Origin of the sequence: Sphingomonas panacis (assembly GCF_001717955.1) — a bacterium.
Classification (GTDB): Bacteria; Pseudomonadota; Alphaproteobacteria; order Sphingomonadales; family Sphingomonadaceae; genus Sphingomonas; species Sphingomonas panacis.
Window position 1 is genome coordinate 935,953 of record NZ_CP014168.1, and the last position, 20,620, is coordinate 956,572.

The 20,620-nt window shown below is 65.5% G+C and carries 15 protein-coding genes and 1 pseudogene; 10 read left to right on the top strand and 6 right to left on the bottom strand.

Going from position 1 to position 20,620, the window contains the following annotated elements:
- The 4 genes from J0A91_RS04295 (at position 1) to J0A91_RS04310 (ending at position 5,045) form a co-directional block, all read left to right on the top strand.
- On the top strand, positions 1 to 789 hold the full coding sequence (locus tag J0A91_RS04295) for an SDR family oxidoreductase (RefSeq protein ID WP_069203872.1): 789 nt from the start codon (positions 1 to 3) through the stop codon (positions 787 to 789).
- Positions 790 to 900: 111 nt separating this feature from the next.
- Positions 901 to 1,335, top strand: a complete 435-nt coding sequence (locus J0A91_RS04300) for a hypothetical protein (protein WP_069203873.1) — start codon at positions 901 to 903, stop codon at positions 1,333 to 1,335.
- Positions 1,336 to 2,033: 698 nt separating this feature from the next.
- Positions 2,034 to 3,788 carry an acyl-CoA dehydrogenase family protein gene (locus J0A91_RS04305; protein WP_069203874.1) on the top strand — a complete coding sequence of 585 codons (1,755 nt, stop codon included), beginning with the start codon at positions 2,034 to 2,036 and terminating at the stop codon, positions 3,786 to 3,788.
- Between the two features lie 93 nt (positions 3,789 to 3,881).
- Positions 3,882 to 5,045, top strand: coding sequence for a saccharopine dehydrogenase family protein (locus J0A91_RS04310; protein WP_069203875.1), 1,164 nt, complete (start codon positions 3,882 to 3,884; stop codon positions 5,043 to 5,045).
- Between the two features lie 258 nt (positions 5,046 to 5,303).
- On the opposite strand, the pseudogene J0A91_RS04315 reads toward J0A91_RS04310, so the two are convergent.
- Together J0A91_RS04315 and pcaF are read right to left on the bottom strand one after the other, a co-directional pair.
- Positions 5,304 to 5,468: pseudogene (locus J0A91_RS04315) on the bottom strand (transposase); the annotation flags it as partial.
- Between the two features lie 206 nt (positions 5,469 to 5,674).
- Entirely contained in the window at positions 5,675 to 6,880 is a 1,206-nt protein-coding gene (gene pcaF / locus J0A91_RS04320; protein ID WP_069203877.1) for a 3-oxoadipyl-CoA thiolase, read from the bottom strand.
- Positions 6,881 to 7,050: 170 nt separating this feature from the next.
- Here pcaF and J0A91_RS04325 point away from each other — a divergent pair, with 170 nt between their 5' ends.
- The 5 genes from J0A91_RS04325 (at position 7,051) to J0A91_RS04345 (ending at position 13,496) form a co-directional block, all read left to right on the top strand.
- The gene (locus tag J0A91_RS04325; protein WP_169833083.1) at positions 7,051 to 9,027 is read left to right on the top strand and encodes an alkyl/aryl-sulfatase; all 1,977 of its coding nucleotides are present in this window, start codon (positions 7,051 to 7,053) and stop codon (positions 9,025 to 9,027) included.
- Positions 9,028 to 9,112: 85 nt separating this feature from the next.
- Positions 9,113 to 9,883 carry an enoyl-CoA hydratase/isomerase family protein gene (locus J0A91_RS04330; RefSeq protein WP_069203878.1) on the top strand — a complete coding sequence of 257 codons (771 nt, stop codon included), beginning with the start codon at positions 9,113 to 9,115 and terminating at the stop codon, positions 9,881 to 9,883.
- An 18-nt stretch (positions 9,884 to 9,901) separates the two neighbouring features.
- On the top strand, positions 9,902 to 11,923 hold the full coding sequence (locus J0A91_RS04335) for a 3-hydroxyacyl-CoA dehydrogenase NAD-binding domain-containing protein (RefSeq protein ID WP_069203879.1): 2,022 nt from the start codon (positions 9,902 to 9,904) through the stop codon (positions 11,921 to 11,923).
- Positions 11,920 to 13,068, top strand: a complete 1,149-nt coding sequence (locus J0A91_RS04340; protein ID WP_069203880.1) for an iron-containing alcohol dehydrogenase — start codon at positions 11,920 to 11,922, stop codon at positions 13,066 to 13,068. The genes J0A91_RS04335 and J0A91_RS04340 overlap by 4 nt, the downstream gene beginning before the upstream one ends.
- Positions 13,065 to 13,496, top strand: a complete 432-nt coding sequence (locus J0A91_RS04345) for an acyl-CoA thioesterase (protein ID WP_069203881.1) — start codon at positions 13,065 to 13,067, stop codon at positions 13,494 to 13,496. Before J0A91_RS04340 ends, J0A91_RS04345 begins: the two co-directional genes overlap by 4 nt.
- On the opposite strand, the gene J0A91_RS04350 is transcribed toward J0A91_RS04345, so the two are convergent.
- From J0A91_RS04350 to J0A91_RS04360, 3 genes are all read right to left on the bottom strand, one after another.
- Positions 13,493 to 14,815, bottom strand: a complete 1,323-nt coding sequence (locus J0A91_RS04350; protein ID WP_083224501.1) for an MFS transporter — start codon at positions 14,813 to 14,815, stop codon at positions 13,493 to 13,495. The two genes, J0A91_RS04345 and J0A91_RS04350, sit on opposite strands and share 4 nt — an antisense overlap.
- Positions 14,816 to 14,839: 24 nt before the next feature.
- Complete coding sequence (locus J0A91_RS04355; protein WP_150126824.1) at positions 14,840 to 15,598, bottom strand: enoyl-CoA hydratase/isomerase family protein; 759 nt, start codon at positions 15,596 to 15,598, stop codon at positions 14,840 to 14,842.
- Positions 15,599 to 15,697: 99 nt separating this feature from the next.
- Complete coding sequence (locus tag J0A91_RS04360; RefSeq protein WP_069203883.1) at positions 15,698 to 17,215, bottom strand: SDR family oxidoreductase; 1,518 nt, start codon at positions 17,213 to 17,215, stop codon at positions 15,698 to 15,700.
- A gap of 156 nt (positions 17,216 to 17,371) precedes the next feature.
- On the opposite strand from J0A91_RS04360, the gene J0A91_RS04365 reads away from it, so the two are divergent.
- Positions 17,372 to 18,127 (top strand): SDR family NAD(P)-dependent oxidoreductase, encoded by a 756-nt coding sequence (locus J0A91_RS04365; RefSeq protein WP_069203884.1) that lies wholly within the window; start codon positions 17,372 to 17,374, stop codon positions 18,125 to 18,127.
- A 63-nt stretch (positions 18,128 to 18,190) separates the two neighbouring features.
- On the opposite strand, the gene J0A91_RS04370 is transcribed toward J0A91_RS04365, so the two are convergent.
- The gene (locus J0A91_RS04370; RefSeq protein ID WP_206364985.1) at positions 18,191 to 20,338 is read right to left on the bottom strand and encodes an acetate--CoA ligase family protein; all 2,148 of its coding nucleotides are present in this window, start codon (positions 20,336 to 20,338) and stop codon (positions 18,191 to 18,193) included.
- Between the last annotated feature and the right edge of the window lie 282 nt (positions 20,339 to 20,620).

The window sequence follows — 20,620 nt, forward strand, 5'->3', positions numbered from 1 at the left end:
ATGGACCTTGGAATCAAGGGCCGAACCGCCATTGTCGCCGGCGGCAGCGCTGGCATGGGCAAGTCCAGTGCTGTCGCATTGGCCGCCGAGGGCGTCGATCTCGTCATCTCCGCTCGGGGCGAAGCTAGGCTGAAAGCTGCGGCCGAGGAAATCGCCTCCGCGACTGGGGTGACCGTCGTTCCGATAGTTGCCGATCACAGCACGGCAGAGGGCCGCGCTCGCCTGCTGACGGCGTGCCCCGAACCCGATATTCTCGTCATTACCTGCTCACCACCGCCCATGGTGGAAAGCTATCTCAATGTGGGGGTTGAAGACTGGCAGTCGGCAGTGGCGACAACGCTGATCGGCCCTATAGAGTTGATGCGCGCAACCGTGGGCGGGATGGCAGATCGCGGATTCGGTCGGGTGGTTAACATCGCAACCGCCGCCGCAAAAAGTCCGATGATGGTTCGGTTGCTGTCGGGGCCTACCCGGTCCGCGCTCGTGAACTATACGGTCGCACTGTCCAAGGACTTTGCCCGCCATAATGTCGCGATCAACAACATCCTGCCCGGCATGTTTCATTCTACCGCCATGGGAGACCGTCTGGCACGCCTTTCGGCGGAGAATGGTACGACCCTGGAAGACGAAGAGGCGAAGCTACACAAGATGTTCAGGGTGCCCGCTGGCCGGTTCGGGGATTGCGATGATTTGGGCGCTTTCGTGACCATGTTTTGCAGCCGACAGGCGAACTTCTTGATCGGGCAAAGCCTCGTCATCGATGGCGGCTCCGTGCATACTCTTTTCTGAGACGACCGTCCCCCGACCGCGCTTTGCAGTTGAAGGGGATCGCCGTTCGCAGCATGATATCGACCGCGCGATCTTTAGCGGACAGAAACAGACTTTTGAGAGGGTTTATCCATGAACGAAGCACAGGCCGCAATGTTTCATCATCCTGTCACGCGCAACTTCTTCCGGTCGACGATCTTGCGCGATACTCCCGCTGCCATGAAATGCCTCGCGAATGATGTGACTGTTCAGGCATCGTTCTTCCCCGAGACTGTGGTCGGGATCGAGAACATACCCCAGAGCTTCGAAGCATTCGTAAACGTATGTGACCGCATCGAAATCGAGCGAGTCTTTCATGATGGCCCTTACACCGGTGTGAAGATGAAGATTTTCTTCGGGGAGTTCGTACTCGATGGCCTAGACTATACGCACCAGAACGAAGAAGGTCTGATTGACCAACTGTTGGTGATGTGGCGGCCACTCGAATCAATTCTGGCCTTTCGGAACGCCATGTTCACCAAGATGGGCGTCCCTCACCAAAAGCTGGTAAGTGAAGATGCGGCGTGAACTCATCCGGTCGATCCATACGCATACGCTCTACTGACGCGTCTTCGCGTGCGCACAGGTAGACTCGCCGCGGAATCATGGCTGCCCACAGCCTTCGGGTGGATTGCCTGAACCATCCCTGGTTCACCGGCTTCGATGATATTGCCCGAGAATACGGGCTTCGCGTATATTGGCGGGAGCGGCACTTGGCCGCTGAAATCTCGGGACACTGCCTGCGACGTACTCCATAGCCGCGCCGCAACTCGATGGTTGCAGGTTCCATCCCCGTCGACCACAGAATTATCTGGGTCAGGGTTCGATTGTGTCATCGACCCACCTCTTTGACGCCCGCGGCTCGACGCCCGATCTTATGAAAGCCGCTCCCGGACTGCCCCTCTCGCTACCCAAGCCATGTGCCGATCGATCCACTCGCCGGCGTTGGCTTTTATGAAACGGCGTCCGCTGTCGGCCGTGCTTCGGCGTATATGTCGCCAAAGCCCCCTCGCCTTCCCGTTCACGACCGCCTTTGCGTCGCTTGATGTAGATCGTGTGAACGGCCCCAAGGATCGGGAAAACCCTTCACGGCCATAATGCGACTGCCGTCTTGCGCCGGTCACGACAACAAGTTATTCAATTAATTAATCTGCCGAACGCGGATCAGCGATCTTTGTTTCGCACAAACCCCACACCCGAGTGGCCGAATTGCCCGGAGTTCGTCAATGCCTTACCAAGCACCGTTAGACAGCATGCTTTTTGCTCTGACCGAAGTGGCCGCCCTGGACGATCTTGTCGAGACCGGGGCGTTTGAAGGATTGAGCCGGGAGATCACCGCCGCCATCCTTACCGAAGCCGGCAAACTCGCTTCCAATGTGTTCGCTCCTTTGAACAGATCAGGTGATCTGGAAGGGTGCCGTTATGAAGGCGGGGCTGTCGTAACGCCCCCCGGATTGAAAGAAGCCTTTGCTCAGTTCGCTGGCGGCGGCTGGGCGGGCCTCTCCGCCCCGGCAGAATTCGGCGGGCAGGCGATGCCGGTCCTGCTTGATGCCGCCGTGTCGGAACTTTGGGCCGCCTCCAACATGGCGTTCAGCCTCTGCCCGATCCTCGCCCGCGGCACTGTTGCAGCGATCAGTGCGCATGGCACGGACGAGCAGAAGCGCCTCTTTCTACCGCATCTCGTTTCTGGTCGCTGGACAGGTACGATGAACCTGACGGAGCCGCAGGCCGGTTCCGACGTCGGGGCGCTGCAAACCCAGGCGGTACGGCGGGGCGACGGCACATACAGTATCACCGGCTCGAAGATCTTCATCACCTTCGGCGAACATGACATGGCCGAGAACATCGTTCATCTGGTGCTGGCGCGGCTACCCGATGCGCCGGCCGGGACCAAAGGAATATCCCTTTTCATCGTCCCCAAATTTCTGATCAACAGCGACGGCAGCATGGGTGCGCGAAACGACGTTCAATGTGTCGGCATCGAGCATAAGCTTGGGATCCATGCCAGCCCCACCTGCGTAATGCGCTATGGGGAAGGAGGCGGGGCGACAGGTGTCCTGCTCGGTCGAGAAAATGGCGGGATGGCGGCGATGTTCACGATGATGAACGATGCGCGCCTGAGCGTCGGCACCCAAGGACTCGGCATCGCCGAACGTGCGTTCCAGCAAGCGCTCGCCTTCGCGGTCGAGCGGCGTCAGGGACGGCCCCTTGGCGCAAGCATGCGGACCGGACCAGCCCCGATCATCGAGCATATGGACGTGCAACGTATGCTCATGACAATGAAGGCGCTGGTGGAAGCCATGCGTGGGCTCGTCTACGTCAACGCCGCCGCGATCGACATCGCCCATGTTGGCCGCACGGAAGAGGCGCGGCGCGCAGCGCTCCTCAGGGCTGACCTTCTGACGCCGGTAACCAAGGCGTGGTGTACCGATATGGGCGTCGAGGTGGCGTCCATCGGTGTCCAGATCCACGGCGGCATGGGGTTTGTTGAGGAGACCGGGGCCGCGCAGCATTACCGGGATGCGCGCATCGCCCCGATCTATGAGGGCACCAACGGCATTCAGGCGATCGACCTCGTCACACGAAAGCTGGGGATGGATGGCGGCGCGGCCCTGCAGTCCTATCTGGCCGAGTTGCATGACTGCGCGGAGCAACTGGCACAGCGCAATTTGCCGGTCCTCTCCGCAGCGTTGGCGCGGGGTGCGAAGGATCTGGATGATGTCGCCCGATGGCTCCGCGACAGGCTCGATGCCGGGGCGGTCGACGATGCGCTGGCGGGCGCCACGCCGTTCCTCAGTCTCTTTGGCACTGTGGCGGGAGGGCATGTTCTTGCCCGTGGTGCGCTTGTGCCCGGTTGCCCGGCCGACCGCATCACGCTCGCGCAGTTCTACGCTGCCAATATCCTGTCGCGGGCGGATCATTACGCGCAGGCCGCCACATCCGGAAGCGGGGATATGTCGGTTGGTGCGATCGGGTTGTGAACGTCATCGGGCAATGGACCGTCGACCGTTGATCCTGCCGACCAAGATCGCGCGACGAAGCGATCAGAACATTTGTGAGGTGGAGGAGGGCGCATGATCACGTCACGTCGATACGACATCATACTTTTTGGAGCGACGGGGTTTACAGGCCGTTTCGTTGCCGAGCATCTCGCGAGCCTTGCCAACGCGCCGATCTGGGCAATTGCCGGCCGTGACTTCGACAAGCTGGATGCCTTGAGGCGTGACCTTGGCAGGCCCGAATTGCCGATCGTGCTGGCCGAGGCCAACAACGAAGACCAGGTGCGGGCGCTTGCCGAGTCGACGCGCACGGTGCTGACCACTGCCGGACCGTTCAACCGCCACGGCACCGAACTCCTTGCCGCCTGCGCCCGTGCCGGGACAGACTATGCGGACATCACCGGAGACCCTCTGTGGTCACGCAAGATGATTGACCGGTGGGATGGCCCGGCGCAGGCGACCGGCGCTCGGCTGTTGCTGTCCGCAGGCTATGATTCCATTCCCTCGGAACTTGGCGTTCGCGTCTTGCAGCAAGAGGCGCTGCGGCGCTGGGGCTCGACGCTCAAGCACATCCATGGACGGGTTCGGGTTTTTGATATCGAGTTTTCCGGAGGCTCCTTTGCCTCAGCCAGGGCGCGCCAGGACATGATCGACGCCGATCCCTCGCTCGCGGCGCTGCTGACCAATCCCTTCGCCCTCACGCCGGGTTTCAACGGGACCGATCAACCCGGCATCGGCGACGTTCGCTATGATCCAACCCTCGATTGCTGGGTGCGCCCTTTCATGATGGCGTCGATCAACACCAAGAACGTTCACCGGTCGAATGTCTTGCAGGGACTGCCTTATGGCGCCCACTTTCAATATGATGAAATGCAGGTCGTTGGGCCGGGCGACGAAGGGAAACGACAGGCAATTGCGCTGAACGCGGCAGGGGTGGCGGTCGACAATATTCCCCTACCGGGAGAGGGGCCGTCGCGCGCGTTTTGCGAGCGGGCATCGTTCAGCCTCCTGCTATATGGCATCAACGACGCGGGCGAAATGTTGAAGCTTGGCGTTACCGGCGATCGTGATCCTGGCTATGGCGCCACCAGTCGGATGCTTGCGGAAACTGGGCTGCTGTTGTTGGATAAGCCGGAGCTAGGCCAGGCGGGCGTGGGCCTACCGGGCGCGGTACTGGGCGATGCGCTGGTGCAGCGGCTGGAGGAGCGCGGCGGAATCCTCTTCCGCTTCGAGGACTGAGCCGCCGGAACAGGCGGGCAATACCTCCGCCCTCCCCATCCTGTCCGCTAGGACAAGCCCCCGGACGCGGACCTATCACTGCCTTGCGAGTAGGACCCGGGTGATAAACAACTTGCCCGGCACGCCCGCGTTCTGTCCGATGGTACGCCGCACTCCTCGATCACATCAGCGCTCGGGCTGACGACCTTAGACCTGATCGTGTCCCACGGTGTGGTGTAGCTGGGGGCGGTCGCGGCCGTTCCGGCCAGCTTGAGCCGGTCACGCGGCGGGCACAGCCGAAAGCATGACAATGGGATTGTCGCTGAGCGGCGCCATGGTTCCAGGCGTCATGTAGCGGGCGCGCTGGACGGCCCATTCGTCGGACTGCTCCATGAGGATGGCGCCGACGAGGCGGGTGATGGCGGCTTCGTTGGGGAAGATGCCTTTGCGAGCCTGAGTAGGTGCGGGAGGGCTGGGACAACGGGAGCGCCAGCAACGGCGAAGCGATCGCGGAGGAACTGGTAGAATGAGATACCGAGCTTGCTGCACGTCTTGAGTAGTCCGAGCATGGTGTCGCGGGCAATTTTGCCATGTTCGCTAACGGTGCTGCCGGATCTTGTGCTTGGTGACGACGGTTGGGATGGTTGGCCTCAGAGTCGCTCGACCGCCAGAGCCAATCCAAGGCCGACGCCGACACACAACGTCGCCAGCCCCAGCTTGCCGCCCCCGGTTTCAAGTTGATGGACCAATGTCATCGCCAGCCGCGCGCCGGACATGCCGAGCGGATGACCCAATGCAATGGCGCCTCCATTCGCGTTCACATGCGGTGCATCGTCAGGCAGACCGAGCTGGCGCAATACCGACAGCGACTGACTGGCGAAGGCTTCGTTCAGCTCGACCGCGTCGAAGTCACCGATGGACAGGCCAAGCCGCGTCATCAGCTTGCGGGTCGCCGGAATCGGCCCGACGCCCATCACGCGCGGCTCAACACCGGCCGATGCCATGCCTAGAATCCGCGCGCGAGGCGTCAAACCATGCCGAGTGATAGCAGCCTCCGAGGCAACGATCATCGCCGCAGCGCCGTCGTTGATGCCTGATGCGTTCCCTGCTGTGACGGTGCCGTGCGCGCCAAACAACGGCTTGAGCTGGGCCAGCGTTTCCAGAGTCGTCACACGCGGATGCTCGTCAACGGCAACGATGACAGAGCCGACGCGCCGGGCACCGGGAGTCTCAACCGTCACGATTTCTTCCGCGAAGAAGCCCGACGCCTGTGCCGCTGCCGCGCGTTGCTGACTTCGCAGGGCGAAAGCGTCCTGATCGGCACGGCTGACCCCATAATCTTCGGCGACGTTCTCGCCGGTGCGCGGCATCGTCTCTGTGCCATAAAGCGCGTCGAGGGCGGGGTTGACGAAGCGCCACCCCATCGTGGTGTCCTCCAGCGTTTGGCCGCGCCCGAACGCCGCGTCGATCTTGCCTATCACGAAGGGCGCGCGGGTCATGCTCTCGACGCCGCCGGCAATGGCGAGATCGATCTCGCCGCAGCGGATCGCTCGCGCCGCGGTGCCGACCGCCTCCAGCCCCGAGGCGCACAACCGGTTGAGCGTCACGCCCGGCACGGTGTGCGGCAGCCCGGCAAGCAGCAGGCTCATCCGCCCGACGTTGCGATTGTCCTCACCGGCTTGATTGGCGCACCCATAGAACACCTCCTCGATCGCCGTCGGATCAAGGCCCGGATTGCGCGCGAGCAAGGCCCGCATCGGCACCGCGCCGAGATCATCCGCGCGCACGCGCGCAAGGGCGCCACCGTAGCGGCCGATCGGTGTGCGCACGGCATCGCAGAGAAAGGCTTGGATCATGGCGCCATCTAGCTGGCCCGCACGGCCGCATGCTCTTACGCGAAGGCGCGGGGCGGATTATCACATCCGGGAAATCCCCTCCCCTGGCGGACGGGGGATTTGCAAGCCTCGGCCATGCGCCGACAATGCGGGCAAGCGGGCCGAATTCCCGCAGTCGCGAAGAGGATGAAATGGGCAATCGTATGCGCTTCCTGGCAGCCGCCGCAACCATTGCGATGCTCGTCCAGCCGCTCGCGGCCCAGCAGCCCGCCGACCTCGAGGCTACGCCGAAGCCCGCCGCACCGGCCACGCTGCGCTATTACGAGCAGACGACGGCCAGCTTGCCGTGGAAGGATAAGGAGGATTTCGATCTCGCCAGCCGTGGCTTCATCGCGGGAATTCCGGACGGCAAGATCTACAAGGCCGACGGTAAGCTGATCCGCGACCTCAACGACCTCGATATCTTCAAGGGCAAGCGCCCCGACACCGTCAACCCGAGCCTTTGGCGCAACGCACAGTTGCTCTCGCGCTCGGGCCTCTTCAAGGTCGCGGACGGCGTCTATCAGGTGCGCGGGGTCGAGCTCGCCAACCTGACCGTGATCGTCGGCAAGACCGGCTATGTTGTCGTCGACTGCCTCACCACGGTCGAAAGCGCGGCGGCGGCGATGGCGCTCGTGCGCGCGAAGCTCGGCGACAAGCCGGTGGTCGGGGTGATCTATACGCACAGCCACATCGACCATTTCGGCGGCGCAGCCGGCGTCATCTCCCCCGAGGACGCGGCGGCGCGGAAAGTGCCGATCCTCGCGCCGAAAGGCTTCCTGAAGGAAGCGATCGCCGAGAACGTAATCGCCGGCCCCGCGATGAGCCGTCGCGCAATCTACGCTTTCGGGCATCTGATCGGCACCGGACCCACTGCGGACATCAGCGACGGCATCGGCCCGGCGTTCAGCCGCATCGGCAAGGCGGCCGGCGCGGTGCACATGCTGCTGCCCACGCGCGAGATCGCCAAGACCGGAGAGACCGCGACGATCGACGGCGTCGAGATCGAATTCCAGTACCTGCCGGACACCGAAGCGCCATCCGAAATGGCGATGTACTTCCCGCAATTCCGCGTGCTCGACATGGCGGAGGAGGCCAACAGCTCGCTCCACAACATCCTCACGCTGCGCGGCGCGCAGGTTCGCGACGCCAAGGCCTGGGCCGACGACCTCACCGAATCGATACGCCTGTTCGGTGGCCGCACCGACGCGCTGATCACTTCGCATTTCTGGCCGCACTGGGGCCGGGCCAAGATCTGCGACTATCTCTCCGCGCACCGCGACATGTACAAATATCTCCATGACCAGTCGGTGCGGATGATGAACGCCGGCCTGACCGCCGACGAGATCGCCGAACAGTTGAAACTGCCCGAACCGCTCGCGAACCGCTGGTTCAACCAAGGCTATTACGGTACACTCAGCCACAATGCGAAGGCGGTCTACCAGCGCTATGTCGGCTGGTACGACGGCAATCCCGCGCATCTCAACGCGCTGCCGCCCGAGGCCGCCGGGGCACGATATGTCGAGGCGGTGGGTGGTGCGGACGCCGTTCTCGCAAAGGGTCGGTCGGCGATCGCGGCAGGCGATTTCCGCTGGGCCTCGGAATTGCTCTCGCACCTCGTCTTCGCGCAGCCCGACAACCGCGCCGCGAAGCTCGCACTAGCCGACAGTCTCGAGCAGCAGGGCTATGAGGCGACCAGTTCGATGTGGCGCAACGCCTTCCTGACCGGCGCCAAGGAACTGCGGCAGGGCGTCGCGAGCGGTGGGTTCGATTCCGTCGCGGGCACGGTCCCGCAACTCTCCCTGTCGGACATGCTCAACCTGCTCGCGGTGCGGCTGGTGCCCGAACGTGCGTTCGTTGCGCCGATGGCGCTCGATCTGCTCCTCGACGGCGGGAAGGAGGCCGAGCATGTCGAGATCCGCAATGGGGTGCTGATCCATCAGCCAGTCGCGCCGGGCGTCGCCCCCGCGCCGAAGCTGGAGCTCACCCGCGCGCAACTTGTCGCGGCGGTGACGCATACGCCGCAACATACGCCGGTGGCGAGCGACGCCGCCAAGCGGCTCGACGCGTTCCTCGGCCTGTTCGAAGCGCCCAAAGGTACGTTCGGGGTCGTCACGCCCCTCCCCTGAGCCTCTGCCATCATATCCGTGAATATTCCGGCATCCGCGCTCCCGCGCTCTGGACGGATGGCGGCCGTGCCTAGGCTGATCCCACATGACCATAACCGTAATCCGCCACGGCGCCGTAGCCATTGTCGCGTTTGACCGACCGGCGATGAAGAACGCCTTCACGATCGCGATGCGCGCCGAATTCTGCGCCGCCTTCGCCGCACTGGAGGAGGATCGCGCGGTCCGCGCGGTGATCCTGACCGGCACAGCGGGGAATTTCTGCTCGGGCGCGGACATCCGCGAGATGGGCGAAACCCCGCCCGGTGAATTTCTCGGCCGGATGCGGACGCTACACGCCATGGCGCGCGCGATCGCGTCTTTTCGCGCGCCTGTGATCGCCGCCGTTGACGGTGTCTGCATCGGCGCCGCGTGGGGCTTCGCGATGGCGAGCGACCTCGTGCTGGCAAGCGAGGCGGTGCGCTTCGCCGCAACCTTCCGCCGCATCGGCTACGCGCCCGACGCGGGCCTCGCGTGGCACTTCCTGCGCACGATCAACCCGATGCGCGCGCGCGAGATCATCTACTCGGGGCGCGAGGTGCACGCCGAGGAGGCGCTGCGACTTGGCCTCGCGCTGGAGATCCTACCGGCCGCCGACCTGCTCGACCGCGCGCTGACGATGGCGCGCGAGATCGCTGAAGGGCCTGCCACCGCGCTCCACCTCGCCAAGCGCCAGTTCGCGGCCGGATCGGCAATGAGTCTCGACAGCTTTCTCGACTATGAGGCGACGATGCAGCCCCTGCTCGGCCAGACCGAAGATCACCGCGAAGCGGTCGCCGCCTTTCGCGAAAAGCGCACGCCCACGTTCAAAGACCTCTGATTCCCCACGGAGTATTCCATGATCCGCACTGCCCGTTCCGGCGCCGTCCTCGAGATCGTCATTGACAATCCGCCCGTCAACGCGCTCGGCGCGGAGGTGCGCTCCGGCCTCGTCGCCGCCATCGCCGAGGCCGAAGCGGACGCCGGTGTTTCCGCGATCGTCATCACGGGCGCAGGCAAGTTCTTTTCGGCGGGCGCGGATATCGCGGAGTTCGGCAAGGGTATGGCCGATCCACAATTGCCCGAGGTTTGCCTTGCGATCGAGCACTGTTTGAAACCGGTTGTCGCGGCGATCAACGGCACGGCGCTCGGCGGCGGACTGGAAGTGACACTCGCCTGCGATTACCGAGTCTCGGCCGGTGGCGCGAAGCTCGGCCTGCCGGAGGTAAAGCTCGGCCTCTTGCCAGGCGCGGGCGGCACGCAGCGCCTGCCGCGCCTGGTCGGTGTCACCGCCGCTTTGCAGATGATCGTCTCGGGCGAACCGGTCAGTGCCGCCCGGGCCGCCGAAATCGGCCTGGTCGACATCGTCGTCGATGGCGACCCCCTGCAGGCCGCTGTCGACATGGCGGGATCGAGCCTGTCCCCGCGCCCCATCAGCACCGCGCCGGTCGCAGGCGACCTCGCCGAGATCGATGCTTTTGTCGCTGCCAATCCGCGCCTGTTCAAAGGCCTCGAAGCACCCAAGGCCTGCCTCGAGGTGATCAAGGCGGCAATCACCCTATCCGGCGCCGATGGCTTTGCGACCGAGCGCCGCTTGTTCCTGGCGCTCCTCGCCAGCGATCAGTCGAAGGCCTTACGCCACGCCTTCTTCGCCGAGCGCGCCGCCGGCAAGATCGACGGCCTCCCCAATGACGCCGCTCCACGCACGATCGCGCGCGTCGGCATCATCGGCGCGGGTACAATGGGCGGTGGGATCGGCATGAACTTCCTGTCCGCCGCTGTCCCTGTGACCATGGTTGAAACCAATGGCGAGGCGCTGGAGCGCGGCGCGGCGCTGATCCGCAAGAATTACGACGCCACAGCGGCCAAGGGCCGCCTCACCGCCGGGCAGGTTGAGGCAGCGATGGCCTTGCTCCATCCCACGCTCGATTTCGCGGCGCTTGGCGCGTGCGATCTCGTTATCGAGGCGATCTATGAGAATATGGAGGTCAAAAAGGAGGTGTTCGCTCGCCTGGCCGCCTTCGCCAAGCCCGGCGCGATCCTGGCCTCGAATACCTCGTATCTCGACGTCAACGAGATCGCCGCCTGCACGCAGCGCCCCCAGGACGTGCTCGGCCTGCACTTCTTCTCGCCCGCCAACGTCATGAAGCTGGTCGAGGTCGTACGCGGGCGGGAAACGGCGCCTGACGTGCTCGCCACCGCGATGGCGCTGGCGCAGAAGATCGGCAAGGTGCCGGTCGTGGCCGGGGTCTGCTACGGCTTCATCGGCAACCGCATGCTCATTCCGCGCCAAGACAATGCGCTGGCGCTGGTGATGGAGGGCGCGAGCCCCGAACAGATCGACAAGGTCCATACCGACTTCGGCATGCCGATGGGTCCGTTCCAGATGACTGACCTCGCCGGGGTCGACATCGGCTGGCACCGTGATCCCGACCGCATCGATACTCTCAAGGATGCGCTCTGCGCGCAGGGACGCTGGGGCCAGAAGACCGGCGCGGGTTTCTACGATTACGACGCGAAGCGGCAGCGCAGCTCTTCGCCGCTGGTCGCCAGCCTGATCGAGGAATTCCGGGCGCGCGAGAATATCACGCCGCGCGCAATCGACGACGAGGAAATCATCGTCCGCACACTCTACACGATGGTCAACGAAGGCGCCAAAATCCTAGAGGAGGGCATCGCCCAGCGCTCGTCCGATATCGACGTCGTCTGGCTCTTCGGATACGGCTGGCCGCGCTATACCGGCGGGCCGATGTTCTGGGCCTCGCAGGTCGGTCTCGCGAAGATCGTCGCGGCGCTCGACCGTTACGCCGATCGCGCGCCCGGTTTCGCGGTCTCGGCGTTATTGCGCGATCTCGCCGCCAAAGGCGAAGGTTTCGCATGAGCCAGTCGTTCACCTTCAATTACGGCCCGCGTCTCACCAGTGGCGCGGGCAGCGCCGCGCGCATCGCCGATCTTCTGCCCGAAGGCGCGGTGCTGTTCGTTACGGACCGGCAGATTATGAGCCTCGGCCTCGCCGATACAGCGGTTGCGGCGCTGCAGGATGCGGGTCGCACGGTGACGATCGCCGATCAGATCGAGGCCGACCCGTCGCGTGCCACGCTCGAGAGCGTGGTCGCGCTCGGCCGTGGGGCAGGCGCTGCGAGTGTGGTTGGCTTCGGCGGCGGCAGCCCGATGGATGTCGCCAAGCTCGCCGCGTATCTGCTCGGCTCGGGGGACGATCTTGATGCGATCTGGGGCGTGGACAACGCGGTCGCGAACGGCCTGCCGCTCGTGTTGGTGCCCACCACGGCGGGCACCGGCTCCGAGGCGACGCCCGTCTCGATCATCACCCTTCCCCGCGACGAGAAGCGCGGCGTCTCGTCGCGCGCGCTGATTGCCAGACATGCCGTGCTCGATCCCGCACTGACTCTCGGCCTCCCGCGCGGCGTGACGGCGGCGACCGGCATGGACGCGATGGTTCATGCGATCGAGGCCTATACCTCGGCCCACCTCAAGAACCCGATGTCGGATATGCTTGCGCGCGAGGCATTGCGCCTGCTCGCCGCAAACCTGATGACCGCCTGTACCGATCCTGGCAACATGCCAGCGCGCGAGGCGATGCTGCTCGGCGCGCACCTCGCCGGCGTGGCGTTTTCCAACGCACCGGTCGCTGGCGTTCATGCTCTCGCCTATCCACTCGGCGGGCGCTTTCATGTGCCGCACGGCCTATCGAACGTCCTGATGCTGCCGCACGTGCTCCGCTTCAACATGAGGGCGGCGATGCCGCTCTATGCCGAGCTCGGTCCGCTGGTTGATCCCGCGCTGGCCGGCCTCGGGCGGCAGGCACAGGCACAAGGGCTGATCGAGGCGCTGCGGACGATGGCGGCCGATGCGGGCATGCCCGCGCACCTCTCGGCGGTGGGCGTCGCGCCAGAACATCTCGACCACCTCGCCGCCGACGCGATGCTGCAGCAACGTCTGCTCCGCAACAACCCGCGCGATATCACCCTCGAAGACGCGCGCCAGCTTTATGAGGCCGCCTTGTGAGCCGCGAACCGCTCCGCACCCGCGATGCCTATCCCCGTTTCGTGCCGATCACGACCCGCTGGGCGGATAACGACATGTACGGCCACGCCAACAACGTCGTCTATTATTCGTGGTTCGACACGGCGGTGAACACCTGGCTGATCGAAGCCGGCCTGCTTGATCTCGCCGGCGGCAACCCGATCGGCCTCGTCGTCGAGACCGGCTGCCGGTACGCGGCCTCCGTCGGCTTTCCACAGAAGCTGGAAATCGGCGTTCGGGTTGCGAAGCTCGGGTCGAGCAGCGTCACCTATCACCTCGGCGTCTTTGTCGCGGGCGAGACGGAGCCGGCGGCCGAGGGACATTTCACTCACGTCTATGTCGACAGTATTTCGCGCCGTCCGACCCCGCTCCCCGAGGCCTGGCGCGCCGCTCTCAAAACACTCGCCTAGGCGACGTCCTCGCGCGAGGCGAGATACATCAACAGCGCACCGAGCGGCCCGAACGCCAGTGCCATCACGGCGAGCGCGAGGTTGAGCCCGTTCGCGCCAAACACGTGGTCGGTCATCAGCCCCACGAGCACCGACCCGAACGCACCACCCGTCAGGTTCACCAGCGCCATGTAAAACCCGGTGTAGAGGCCCCGCAGCCCGGCGGGCGCGACCGCGACGATCAACACGAACACCGACGCCACTGACATCGAACTGACGAACATATTGGCATAGGCCATCACGATCGCCGCCCCGATCGTCGGCACGAGCGGTCCGACCAGTGTCGTCACGCTCAGCACCGCCATCAGCGAAAAGCAGAGATAGAACGCCGACTTCGCCGGGGCGAAGCGCCGCGCCAGCCAGGCGTGGTAGGGATAGACGGCGAGGCAACCCGCCACGCCGGCAAACAGGAACGCCGGGCCGTAAGTGGTCGCCACGCCGCCGGGCGTCATCCCGTAAGACCGCATCAGCATCGCTGGGTACCAGTTGAGAAGACCGTAGTTGTTCAGGCTCCATGCGATCACGCTGCCGGCGAGGAGCGCGATCAGCTTCGCATTGCGTCTGGTGAAAGCCATCGCTTCCCCCTTCGGCACGGGCACCGCACCCCGCATCGCGCCGCCGCCCCGATCGTCCTTGACCGTAAACTTCACGAGCAACGCGATCACGATACCGGGTACGGCGAGCAGCAGGAACACCGCTCGCCACGGCTCCGCGTCGCCGATCAGCGGTAGCTGATACTGCACGGTCGCGGTGAACTGCGCGAGCAGGCGCGCGCCCACCATCATCGCGAGACCACCGCCTACATAGAGTCCGGTTGTGAACAGCCCGATCGGCTTCTGCACCTGATGTTGCGGGAAACGGCTGGAGATAATGCCGATCGCCGCCGGATTGAGCCCTGCCTCACCCACGCCGACGAACATCCGTGCCAGGAACAATGACGCGAAGCCCATTGCGAACCCGCTCGCCGCCGTCGCGACCGACCACACGAGAATGCAGCCGGTCAGGATCATCACCCTGCGCCCGCCATCAAGCATCCGGCCGATGAACACGCCTCCGAAAACATACAACACCGCGAAAGCCATGCCGGTGACCGCGCCGAGTTCCGCGTCATTGAGACGCAGGTCGGCCTTGATCGCCTCGACCAGGAAGCTGAGGATGACGCGGTCGATGTAGCCGAGCACGGACACCGAGAAGAGGATTGCGACGACATACCAGTCGTACGCGCTGACCACGCCCGTGGCGGGGCCATGATCGGTCGAGACTGCCGGTGCCATACTCATTGGCCTGCTCCTGACACGCGTCGATCAACGGCCCTTGAATACGGGTTGCCGCTTTTCCTTGAAGGCCGCAATCGCCTCCTTCGAGTCCTCGGTCTTGGAAAGCGCGAACGTGTTGTTCTGCTCGTAGCGATAGCCGTCGCGAAGCGTCATGTTCTCGATCGTCCGCATCGAATCCTTGGCCAGCCGCGTCGCCATCGGGCTTTTGGACGCGATCGTTTTCGCCATGTCCATGACCCAGGGCATGAGCTCCTCGGACGGCAGGCAGGCCTCGATGATGCCGCGACGGTACAGCTCGGCGGCCGGCGCGCGCCAGCCGGTCAGCATCATGCGGCGCACCATCGAATGCGGCAGGATGCGCGCCGCGTGCTTGCCGCCGCCCATCAGGCCGACATCGACCTCGGGCAGGCCGAACACGGCGTTCTCGGAAGCCACGATGATGTCGCAGCTTGCGACCAGCCCGAGACCACCGCCGAGCGCGGGGCCGTTCACGGATGCGATCACCGGCTTGTTGCACTCGATGATCGCATAACTCGATTCGCGCACCGCACGGTTGCGCTTCCAGGTCGCGCCGGGCGCGGATGTATCCTGGCGATTTTTGAGGTCGGCACCGGCGGAGAAGCACTTGCCCTCGCCGGTCAGGACGGCCACTCGGACGTCCTCGCGGTCGTTGATCTGGTCAAAGGCGTCGGCGAGCCCGTGGATCATCTCCATCGACTGGGCATTGACCGGTGGATTGTCCAGCGTGACCACGGCGATGTAGTCGGCTACCTCGAGCTTGATCATCTTGTCTCTATCCTCTTCCGATCCCCGCATAGCGACCGGCGGCGCCGCAGTGACGCGCGCGGCGTCTTTCCGACGGGAGAATCGCATATGCGATGCGCCTCAAATTTTCGACGCGTCCCCGGCGTCACCGAAAGCGGACCAGCCGCCGTCGACTGCGACGATGGAGCCCGTCACATAAGACGCAGCCGGCGACGCGAGGAAGGCGATGGCATCTGCGATCTCGGCCGGGTCGCCGAGCCGGCCGAGCGGGATGCGCCGCCGCACCGCCGCCAGCGACTGCTTACCCTCCGCTTCCAGCGCGAGCACACCCGGCGTCGCGACGTACCCGGGCGCAACCCCGTTCACGCGAATGCCCGACGACGCCCATTCGCACGCGAGCGAGCGCGTCATCGCCTCGATGCCTGCTTTGGCCGCACAATAGCTGTTGCGGCGCGGCAGTCCGCCCCGTGCCGCAATCGAGGAGAGGTTGACGATCGCGCCGCCGCCGTGCCCGGCCATCACCCGGCCGACCGCCTGCGAGAGCTGGAATGGCGCGACGAGATTGATCGCGAGCCCGCGTTCAAACGCGCTGAGCTGCTGCTCGACGGTCGGCAGGAAATCGTCGGCGATGGCGGCGTTGTTGACCAGCACGTCGATCCGTCCATGCTTGGCCGCGATCCGGCCGACCACGCGCTCGACCGCGTCGCCGTCCGTGATGTCGACGATGAAGTCCTCATGCGCTTCGGACGGTTGGCGATCGAGCACGATCACCTTGGCTCCGTCCGCACCGAAGCGATCCGCCGTCGCCGCCCCGATCCCGCGCGCACCGCCGCTGATCACGACAACCGGCGCGCCGACCAGCCGATGGCTGCGCGCGGCGCGGCTGGCCACCGCTTCGCAACCACCGTAAGCAGCGTATCCGCCGTCTACGACGATGCTCGCACCCGTCACGTAGCCGTTGCCCGCGGCCCATAGAACGGTGCGCGCGATCTCCTCCGGCTCGGCCATGCGACCCAGCGGTACGCGCGATACCGACACCGCGGGATCGACCTTGCCCTGCTCCACCAGCGACCGCACGATATCCGTCGCGACATAACCCGGCAGCACGGCATTGACCCGCACGCCCGCCGACGCCCATTCGCATGCCAGCGCGCGCGTGAACCCCAGCAACGCCGATTTCGACATGGCGTAAGGTGTACGCCCCGGGATCGTAAGCCAGGCGATCAGCGACGACAGGTTCACGATCGCGCCGCCGCTCTGCCGCGCCATCGCCGTCCCGACCTCACGCGCGACGAGATAGCTGCCGGTCAGGTTGACACGGAGGATTCGTTCCAGCGTCGTCACCGGTACGTCCATCGCCGGCGTTCCCGACGCATCGATGATGCCGGCATTGTTGGCGAGCACGTCGATCCGGCTGTGCTGCCCAAGCGCCGCCGCGACGCCGTCACGCACCATGCGCTCATCCGAAACATCCATTTCCAGCGCGTGATGCGGCGCGCCGAGCGCCAGCGCCGCCCGATGTGCCGCCGCCGGATCTCGATCCGCGAGCACGACGGTGTCGCCGTTCGCCGCGAAGGTCCGCGCGGTGGCGAGACCGATGCCGGCTGCCGCGCCGGTTACGAGAATGATCCTGGGCATGATGCCACTGCAAGCAGCCACCGCCGCGCAGCTCAATTGGCCCACGTCAGCCCGTCCGCTTATCACCCATGCGATAAGCCGGATGCGCTCTTCGCCCGGCTGGGCGCCCGCCTACCCCCGGCCATATGCACGCCCTGGAAATTCACGGAGACGATCATGTCGGGACGACTTTCAGGCCGCGTGGCTCTGGTGACGGGCGCTTCGCGCGGACTTGGCCGGGCGATCGCCGAACTCTATGCCGCGCAGGGCGCGGCCGTGGCCGTGCTCGATCTCAAAGACCATTGGGCGCAGGCCGTCGTCGACGTCATCACCGATCGCGGCGGACGCGCCATCGCGCTCGGCTGCGACGTGTCGGATCGCGAGGCGGTGCAGGCTGCCGTCGCGCGCACCGTCGTGGAACTGGGCGGGCTCGACATCGTCGTCAGCAGCGCGATGTGGAACAAGTACGAGCCGATCGCGGACATCACGCCCGGCACCCTCGCGCGCATGTCGGGCGTCGGCTTCGACGGCATTGTCTGGATGATCCAAACGGTCGCGCCGTACATGGCGGATCGCGGTGGATCGATCATCAACATCGCGTCGGTCTCGGCGCTGAAGGGGATGCCCAACGCCTTGCTCTATTGCGGGATCAAGGCCGGCGTCGGCGGACTGACCCGCGCCGCCTCGGTCGAATTGGGGCCAAAGCGCATCCGCGTCAACGCCATCGCGCCCGCGACCGTCGCGACCGAGGGCGTCAAATCGATGCTCGACGAAGCCGCGCTCGCCGCACGCGCGGCACGCATCCCACTCGGCCGCTTGGGTGAGACCGACGATATCGCCAACGCGGCGCTGTGGCTGGCATCGGACGAATCCGCCTTCATCAACGGCCAGATGATCACCGTCGACGGCGGGCTCGCGAACGCTATTCTCTAAGCCTGGCGCGCGTCCTCCCGTCGTGAACGGCGCGCGTCGCGATCGCGCCGGAATTCGGACCCGTCATTCCGCCAACAGCACCAACGCGTCGAGCGGCACAACGCCTTCGCCGGCCGGCATCACCCGGATCGGATTGATGTCGACACCGGCGAGCCCCGCTTCGTTCGCGGCCGCAAAGCGCGAGAGCGCAGCCAGCGTCTCAGCAAGTGCGTCGATATCGCCCGGGGTCGCACCGCGCACGCCCTTGAGCACGACTGCGGCACTGGTCTCCGCGATCATGCGGTGCGCCTCCTCAACGGAGAAGGGCACGGCGCGGAAGGTCACGTCCTTCAACACCTCGACGAAAACCCCACCCAACCCGAACATCACCACCGGCCCCAGCGCCGCATCGATGCTGATCCCGGCGATGACTTCCGCCCCGCCGCCGATCATCGGCGCGACCAGAACACCCTCGACCCGTGCATCGGGTACGGCCGCAAGCGCACGCTCGACCAGCAGTGCGGCCCCCGCGCGCACCGCCGCCTCGTCCTTCAGCCCAACGAGGACGCCGCCGACATCGGTCTTGTGCGGAACATCGGGGGAGCAGATCTTCAGCACGACCGGAAAGCCGATCGCCTTCGCCGCTGCCGCCGCGTCGTCGGGCGTGGCGGCCAGGCATTCGCGCGGGAAGGGAATGCCCGCATCGGCGAGCAGCGCCTTCGCGGAATGTTCGCTCAGCGCACCGGTCCGGGTGAACGGCGCGGGCAGCGCCGGCATCTCCGAGGTGGCCGCAGCCGCCCGCGCGAAACTCCCCCGGAACGTCACGAGTGCACCAAGCGCCCGCGTCAGCGCGACGCTGTCCTCGAACACCAGGAAGCCCCGAGCTTCGTATGCGCGCACCGTCTCTACGGGCGCGCTCATCGTCACCGCGCGAATGATGCCGTTGCCGTCGCCCGCCGCCTCAAGCGCCTCGGCGAGCCGCGCCGAGTAGGACGGCAGCGCGGGCGTCGTGCCGAGGATCGCGACGAACATGTCGTAACCGCCCTGCTCCAGCACGACCTGGATATAGCGCGTCATCAGCGGGAGATCGGTCATTGCCTGCGCCGTCGCATCGACCGGATTCACCGGCGAGGCATAGGGCAGCAGCGCCTTCAGTTCAGCCTGCGCCGCAGCGGGCATCGGCGTGATCTCCAGTCCCGCCGCGTCGCCGTCATCAGCCATCTGAATGCCGAGTCCGCCCGACATGGAGAAGATGCCGAGCGTATTGCCTGACGGCACCCCCGCGCGCGACAGCGCATAAGCGACGTCGATCTGTTCGGCGGTGCTGCGCGCGCGGTATACGCCATACTGGCGGCAGATCGCGTCGAACACCACGTCCGATCCCGCCAGCGCCGCGGTATGGCTGCCGACTGCGTGCGCGCCCGCTTCCGAACGGCCCACCTTGAGCATCACCACGCCGATGCCGCGCCGCCGCGCGATATCGAGCGCCTCGAAGAACGAGGCACGGTTCCGCACGCCCTCGGCATAGGTCATGACGACCTTGACCTCGTCACGCTCGACCACCCAGCGCAGCGCCTCTGCGACGTCAACGTCACATTCATTGCCGGTCGTGATCCAGTGGCGGATGCCCATGCATCGGTTGCGCGCCAGTTGGGCGATATGGGAGCCGTACGCGCCGCTCTGGGACACGATCGCGACCGGCCCTGGCGTCAGGAAACCGTCGTCGAGCATCACCGAAAACGTGCCGTAATAGCCGCTCGCCGCATCCGCCGCGCCCAGACAGTTCGGCCCGAGCAGCCGCAGCCCCGACGCACGCGCCGCCGCGACGATCCGCGCCTGTTCGGCTTTGCCCTCCTCGCCCATTTCGGCGAAGCCGGCCGCGAAGATCGTCGCCGCCTTAACCCCGGCGCTCGCGCAATCCTCGACCGCCTGCCGCGTCGCCGCGGCCGGGACCGCCAGCAGCGCGAGGTCCGGCACCGTCGGCAGATCGACGATCGACGCATAGGCGCGCTCGCCCTGCACCGTCTCGCGCCTTGGGTTCACCGGGTAGACTGGCCCTGCGAAACCGCTGCCGCGCAGGTATTTAAGCGGCCGACCACCGATGCGCGTCGAATCGTCCGACGCACCGATCAGCGCGATCGAGCGGGGCGAGAACAATGCGTCGAGGCCGACGCTTATCCTGTCCGTACCGGCCGACGCGGTGGGCGCGGAAATCTTGTCGATGGTCGTCACGGGCATCCCTTCGGCGATTGGATGCAGCCCGCCTGCCACGCCCGGGGCGCGCGCGACACACGCTCGACCGTAGCGCGCCGCGGTTTCATATTCGTGATACCGAAAATGTGCTGCTGAGCGCTCGCCGCGCGTGAACTCCGGGATCGCATACGTGATAGCGCGGAGCCGCGACGCGAGCGCTGCGATATCAGCCTTGTGATAGTCCGGCCCGGCCGTCGGCGTTGTACCACTTGACGTGAAAAAAGATGCAGGTGGCACCTGAAGGACGGCGACCTCTCATCC

What these genes read in the sequence shown, in the direction of transcription:
- J0A91_RS04295 (WP_069203872.1), top strand. Translation starts at nt 1, where the DNA reads ATGGACCTTGGAATCAAGGGCCGAACCGCCATTGTCGCCGGCGGCAGC.
- J0A91_RS04300 (WP_069203873.1), top strand. Translation starts at nt 901, where the DNA reads ATGAACGAAGCACAGGCCGCAATGTTTCATCATCCTGTCACGCGCAAC.
- J0A91_RS04305 (WP_069203874.1), top strand. Translation starts at nt 2,034, where the DNA reads ATGCCTTACCAAGCACCGTTAGACAGCATGCTTTTTGCTCTGACCGAA.
- J0A91_RS04310 (WP_069203875.1), top strand. Translation starts at nt 3,882, where the DNA reads ATGATCACGTCACGTCGATACGACATCATACTTTTTGGAGCGACGGGG.
- pcaF (WP_069203877.1), bottom strand. Translation starts at nt 6,880, where the DNA reads ATGATCCAAGCCTTTCTCTGCGATGCCGTGCGCACACCGATCGGCCGC.
- J0A91_RS04325 (WP_169833083.1), top strand. Translation starts at nt 7,051, where the DNA reads ATGGGCAATCGTATGCGCTTCCTGGCAGCCGCCGCAACCATTGCGATG.
- J0A91_RS04330 (WP_069203878.1), top strand. Translation starts at nt 9,113, where the DNA reads ATGACCATAACCGTAATCCGCCACGGCGCCGTAGCCATTGTCGCGTTT.
- J0A91_RS04335 (WP_069203879.1), top strand. Translation starts at nt 9,902, where the DNA reads ATGATCCGCACTGCCCGTTCCGGCGCCGTCCTCGAGATCGTCATTGAC.
- J0A91_RS04340 (WP_069203880.1), top strand. Translation starts at nt 11,920, where the DNA reads ATGAGCCAGTCGTTCACCTTCAATTACGGCCCGCGTCTCACCAGTGGC.
- J0A91_RS04350 (WP_083224501.1), bottom strand. Translation starts at nt 14,815, where the DNA reads ATGAGTATGGCACCGGCAGTCTCGACCGATCATGGCCCCGCCACGGGC.
- J0A91_RS04355 (WP_150126824.1), bottom strand. Translation starts at nt 15,598, where the DNA reads ATGATCAAGCTCGAGGTAGCCGACTACATCGCCGTGGTCACGCTGGAC.
- J0A91_RS04360 (WP_069203883.1), bottom strand. Translation starts at nt 17,215, where the DNA reads ATGCCCAGGATCATTCTCGTAACCGGCGCGGCAGCCGGCATCGGTCTC.
- J0A91_RS04365 (WP_069203884.1), top strand. Translation starts at nt 17,372, where the DNA reads ATGTCGGGACGACTTTCAGGCCGCGTGGCTCTGGTGACGGGCGCTTCG.